4 protein-coding genes are annotated in these 5992 nt (G+C 57.2%); 2 read left to right on the forward strand and 2 right to left on the reverse strand.

The window, feature by feature from the left end:
- Nucleotides 1–59: 59 nt before the first annotated feature.
- Nucleotides 60–1880, reverse strand: coding sequence for a translational GTPase TypA (gene typA / locus ACTJLA_RS08840; protein WP_014716526.1), 1821 nt, complete (start codon nucleotides 1878–1880; stop codon nucleotides 60–62).
- 139 nt (nucleotides 1881–2019) lie between these two features.
- Nucleotides 2020–3474, reverse strand: a complete 1455-nt coding sequence (gene thiI, locus ACTJLA_RS08845; RefSeq protein ID WP_034125541.1) for a tRNA uracil 4-sulfurtransferase ThiI — start codon at nucleotides 3472–3474, stop codon at nucleotides 2020–2022.
- 334 nt (nucleotides 3475–3808) lie between these two features.
- Here thiI and glnA point away from each other — a divergent pair, with 334 nt between their 5' ends.
- Both glnA and ACTJLA_RS08855 read left to right on the forward strand, forming a co-directional pair.
- Complete coding sequence (gene glnA / locus ACTJLA_RS08850; RefSeq protein ID WP_003187811.1) at nucleotides 3809–5215, forward strand: type I glutamate--ammonia ligase; 1407 nt, start codon at nucleotides 3809–3811, stop codon at nucleotides 5213–5215.
- Between the two features lie 198 nt (nucleotides 5216–5413).
- Nucleotides 5414–5953 (forward strand): chorismate mutase, encoded by a 540-nt coding sequence (locus ACTJLA_RS08855; RefSeq protein WP_314545686.1) that lies wholly within the window; start codon nucleotides 5414–5416, stop codon nucleotides 5951–5953.
- Nucleotides 5954–5992: the final 39 nt, after the last annotated feature.

Here is a 5992-nt window from a genome sequence, read left to right on the forward strand (position 1 = left end):
CATAAAAAAACGCCCCCGGCCTTTCGACCGGGGGCGTTTTTCATTCAGCCTGAGTTAACTCAGTTCTTGGCTTTCTTGGCAGCGCGGGTACGCTCGCCTTCGTCCAGGATCTTCTTACGCAGGCGGATCGACTTAGGCGTGACTTCGCACAGCTCGTCGTCCTGGATGAATTCCAGGGCCTGTTCCAGGGTGAAGCGAACAGGTGGAACCAGAGCGATGGTTTCGTCTTTGCCCGAAGCACGCATGTTGTCGAGCTTCTTGCCTTTGGTTGGGTTCACGCCCATGTCGTTGTCGCGGCTGTTCAGACCAACGATCTGGCCGTTGTAGATCTCTTGACCGTGTTCAACGAACAGCTTGCCACGCGCCTGGAGGGTTTCCAGGGAGTAGGTCAGCGCCTTGCCGGTTTCTACCGATACCAGAACACCGTTCTGACGGCCGGACATGTCGCCGGACTTCATGGTGTCGTAGCGATCGAAGATCGAGGTCAGGATGCCAGCACCGTTGGTCAGGGTCAGGAACTGGTTACGGAAACCGATCAGACCACGAGCAGGGATGTTGTATTCCAGACGCACACGGCCTTTGCCATCCGGCACCATGTTGGTCAGGTCGCCCTTACGCAGGCCCATCTCTTCCATGACCTTGCCCTGGGACTCTTCCGGGGTGTCGATGGTGACGTTTTCGAACGGTTCCTGCTTCACGCCGTCAACCTGACGGATGATCACTTCCGGACGACCAACACCCATTTCGAAGCCTTCGCGACGCATGGTTTCGATCAGTACCGAGAGGTGCAGCTCACCACGGCCGGAGACCTTGAACTTGTCAGCCGAGTCGCCTTCTTCAACGCGCAGAGCAACGTTGTACAGCAGCTCCTTGTCCAGACGCTCCTTGATGTTACGGGAGGTCACGAACTTGCCTTCTTTACCGCAGAAAGGCGAGTCGTTTACCTGGAAGGTCATGGAAACGGTTGGCTCGTCAACGGTCAGAGGCTTCATCGCCTCGACGTTGTCCGGCTGGCACAGGGTGTCGGAGATGAACAGCGAGTCCATACCGCTCACGCATACGATGTCGCCAGCGAAAGCTTCTTCAACGTCGATGCGGTGCAGGCCGTGGTGACCCATCAGCTTCAGGATACGACCGTTACGCTTCTTGCCGTCAGCGCCGATAGCGACAACCGGGGTGTTCGGCTTGACGCTACCACGAGCGATACGGCCAACGCCGATAACACCCAGGAAGCTGTTGTAGTCCAGTGCCGAGATTTGCATCTGGAACGGGCCTTCACGGTCGACTTTCGGTGCTGGTACGTTGTCGACGATCGACTGGTACAGCGGAGTCATGTCTTCAGCCATGTCGGTGTGGTCAAGACCAGCAATACCGTTCAGGGCCGAAGCGTAGATGACTTGGAAGTCCAGCTGTTCTTCGGTGGCACCCAGGTTGTCGAACAGATCGAAGATCTGGTCCAGAACCCAGTCCGGACGCGCGCCTGGACGGTCAACCTTGTTGATGCACACGATCGGACGCAGGCCGGCTTCGAAAGCCTTCTTGGTCACGAAACGGGTTTGCGGCATAGGGCCGTCTTGAGCGTCAACCAGCAGCAGAACGGAGTCAACCATCGACATTACGCGCTCTACTTCGCCGCCGAAGTCGGCGTGGCCCGGGGTATCCACGATGTTGATGTGGTAGCCGTTCCAGTTGATAGCGGTGTTTTTTGCCAGGATGGTAATACCGCGCTCTTTTTCCTGGTCGTTGGAGTCCATCACGCGCTCGTCGTTGAGCTCGTTGCGCTCCAGGGTGCCGGATTGACGCAGGAGTTTGTCTACCAGGGTGGTTTTACCATGGTCAACGTGAGCAATGATGGCGATGTTACGTAGATTTTCGATCACTTGTGTATCTCGATCAGAGGATTCGGTGTGCTGACAGGTCGTGGCAGCGATTAACAGTAGAGTCAGGCCTTGCCGTTACAGCTTGACGGCAGAGTCGGGGGGCCGGTGACGCAGGCCACAGGCAAACAGCCCCGGGCTCTTAGCTCGGTCGATAAACGCGCACATTGGCATGCCCCTCACTGAGCAAATGGTGGGCATGCAGGCGACTCATCACGCCTTTGTCGCAATACAACAGGTACTGACGGCTGTTATCCAGTTCCTTGAAACGCGCGTTCAGTGCGTAGAACGGCAGCGTTTGCACGTCGATGCCAGCGATTTCCAGCGGCTCATCTTCGGCGGCATCCGGATGACGGATGTCGACGACGATCTGGCCCGCCAGGGCTTCGCTGACTTCTTCGATCTGCACATCCTGGCCCAATTCGTCGATCACTCGATCGATTGGCACCAGCTTGGCGTTCTCGAGCGCACGCTCCAGAATCGCCATGTCGAATTCTTTCTCTTCATGCTCCACGCGGTGACGCTTGGCGTGGGTCTTGGGGTTCACCGAAATGACCCCGCAGTATTCAGGCATATGCTTGGCAAAGTCGGCGGTGCCGATTTGCTCTGCCAGGTCGATGATGTCCTGCTTGTGGCTGGCGATCAGCGGGCGTAGCACCAGCTTCTCGGTCACGCAGTCAATGATCGACAGGTTAGGCAGCGTCTGGCTGGAAACCTGGGAAATCGCTTCGCCGGTCACCAGGGCGTCGATCTGCAATTGATCGGCGATTCGGGACGCAGCGCGCAACATCATACGCTTCAATACTACGCCCATATGACTGTTATCGACTTTGCCGAGAATTTCGCCCAGCACTTCCTCGAACGGTACGCTTACAAATAGCACGCGTTGGGAGCTGCCGTATTTCTTCCAGATAAAGTGCGCAACTTCCATCACGCCCAATTCATGTGCACGCCCGCCCAGGTTGAAGAAGCAGAAGTGGCTCATCAGGCCGCGACGCATGATCTGGTAGGCCGCCACCGTGGAATCGAAACCGCCGGACATCAATACCAGGGTCTGTTCCAGGGCACCCAGCGGGTAGCCGCCGATGCTGTTGTGCTGGCTGTGGATCACGAACAACCGTTGGTCGCGAATTTCCATGCGCACTTCAATTTGTGGCGCTTTGAGGGAAATTCCAGCGGCGCCGCACTCACGACGCAGCTTGCTGCCGACGTATTTCTCGACATCCATGGAGCTGAACGGGTGCTTGCCGGCACGCTTGCAGCGCACCGAAAAAATCTTGCCTTCAAGCGCGCTACCGTAGTGCTGCTTGCACTTTTCGGTGATGTCGTCGAAGTCGCCCAGCGGGTACTCATCCACCTGCAGGAAATGCGCGATGCCCGGCATGCAGCTCAGGCGCTCGGTCATGTCCTTCAAGGCTTTGGCGTCGGTAATGCGGGTTTCCAGCTCGAGGTTGTCCCACACGCCGTTCACCACCACAGCCGGGTCCAGGTCACGGAGCACGGCACGGATGTTCTTGGCCAACTGACGGATAAAACGCGTCCGTACCGGTCGGCTTTTGATGGTGATCTCGGGGAAGACTTTAACGATTAATTTCATGGAAACAGCGCGCGCCGGGCCTGCTGAAAAAGGGGGGCGCGGATTATAGCGGAAATCGCTCAAGGTTTAACCAGTTAATATGCATTGCATACGCAATGCACCAAAACGGGTCATTTACACAAATAAACGCTACATTGCAGTGCGCGATTTATGCCGTTTTTGCCGATTGCACCGTTATAGGGGCCATTTTGAGGCAAAACGGCCATGTTGGCGCACTGGCATGCAATTTGCTCTCTTGTGAGGCAGGTTGCCTTGGCGGAGTATCCGCGCCGGCATCACCCAAATTCTAAGGGCTAACTCCACTACCCAAGCCCGAAGCCACCCGGAGGACACCATGTCGAAGTCGGTTCAACTCATCAAAGATCATGACGTTAAATGGATTGATCTGCGCTTCACGGACACAAAAGGCACTCAGCACCACGTGACCATGCCGGCTCGCGATGCGCTGGAAGATGACTTCTTCGAAGTCGGCAAGATGTTCGACGGTTCCTCCATCGCCGGCTGGAAAGGCATCGAAGCCTCCGACATGATCCTGCTGCCAGACGACAGCACCGCCGTACTCGACCCATTCACCGAAGAGCCGACCCTGATCCTGGTGTGCGACATCATCGAGCCTTCGACCATGCAAGGCTATGACCGCGACCCACGCGCCATCGCCCACCGTGCCGAGGAATACCTGAAGTCCACCGGTATCGGCGACACCGCATTCTTCGGCCCTGAGCCAGAGTTCTTCATCTTCGACTCGGTGAAGTTCAAATCCGACATCTCCGGCTCCATGTTCAAGATTTTCTCCGAGCAAGGCTCGTGGATGTCCGACCAGGACGTGGAAGGCGGCAACAAAGGCCACCGTCCAGGCGTGAAAGGCGGCTACTTCCCAGTACCACCGTTCGACTTCGACCATGAAATCCGTACCTCCATGTGCAACGCACTGGAAGAAATGGGCCAGACCGTTGAAGTTCACCACCACGAAGTGGCGACTGCCGGCCAGAACGAAATCGGCGTGAAATTCAACACGCTGGTGAAGAAGGCTGACGAAGTTCAAACCCTGAAATACTGCGTGCACAACGTTGCCGATGCCTATGGCCGCACCGCTACCTTCATGCCTAAGCCGCTGTACGGCGATAACGGCTCGGGCATGCACGTTCACGTATCGATTTCCAAAGACGGCAAGAACACCTTCGCCGGCGAAGGCTATGCCGGCCTGTCCGACACCGCTCTGTACTTCATCGGCGGCATCATCAAGCACGGCAAGGCCCTGAACGGCTTCACCAACCCGTCGACCAACTCCTACAAGCGTCTGGTCCCAGGTTTTGAAGCGCCGGTGATGCTGGCCTACTCGGCACGCAACCGCTCCGCCTCGATCCGTATTCCTTACGTCAACAGCCCTAAAGGCCGTCGTATCGAAGCGCGCTTCCCAGACCCGGCTGCCAACCCTTACCTGGCCTTCGCCGCCCTGATGATGGCCGGCCTGGACGGTATCCAGAACAAGATCCACCCTGGCGACGCCGCCGACAAAAACTTGTACGACCTGCCGCCTGAAGAGGCCAAAGAGATCCCACAAGTGTGCGGCAGCCTGAAAGAAGCCCTGGAAGAACTGGACAAGGGCCGTGCGTTCCTGACCAAAGGCGGCGTTTTCAGCGACGACTTCATCGACGCTTACATCGCCCTGAAAAGCGAAGAAGAAATCAAAGTACGCACCTTCGTACACCCACTGGAATACGAGCTGTACTACAGCTGCTAATCCGGTAGCGCTGCTTGAGGTAGCGTGATGAGAAAGACCTCCTTCGGGAGGTCTTTTTTTTGCCTGAGATTATTTACGTCCCCCTCCTGTAGGAGCGAGCTTGCTCGCGAAAAACGCAAAGACACCGCATTTTTTCAACATTGGCGCGTTATCGTTAGCGACCTTCGCGAGCAAGCTCGCTCCTACAGAGGATCGCCCTTGAAACATAGACTTGTATTTGCCCTGCTGTTCATCAGTGCCAGTGCGAGCGCTGCGCCGCCTACGCTCGAACCCTTGCTCAACAGCATCGCCGAACGCCTGGAGATTGCCGACCAGGTAGCACTGAGCAAGTGGGACAGCCACAAGCCCGTGGAGGACAAGAAGCGCGAGCAAGAGGTGATCGCCAGCGTTACTGCCCAGGCACCTGACTACAAGCTGGACCCAGCCGCTGCCGAGCAGTTTTTCGCCGCGCAGATCGAAGCCAATAAACTGGTGCAATACACCCACCTGTCCGATTGGCAGTTCCAGGGCAAAGCTCCCGACGACCCGCGCCCGGACTTGGTCCAGCAGATCCGCCCGCAATTGGACACGCTGCAAAAAAGGCTCCTGCAGCAGCTGGCCGACTTCACGCCCCTGCGCACAGACCCCAAATGCCCCCAATGGCTGGCCGAGGCCGTGCACGAACCGCTGAATGATCCGCTGCGCCAACTGGCGATGATCCGCGCCACCGCCGAGCTGTGCATCTACAAAGGCGAGTGACTGCAACCCCATTCAAACATGTGGGAGCTGGCTTGCCTG

Origin of the sequence: Pseudomonas sp. 22072 (assembly GCF_052046095.1) — a bacterium.
Classification (GTDB): Bacteria; Pseudomonadota; Gammaproteobacteria; order Pseudomonadales; family Pseudomonadaceae; genus Aquipseudomonas; species Aquipseudomonas paracarnis.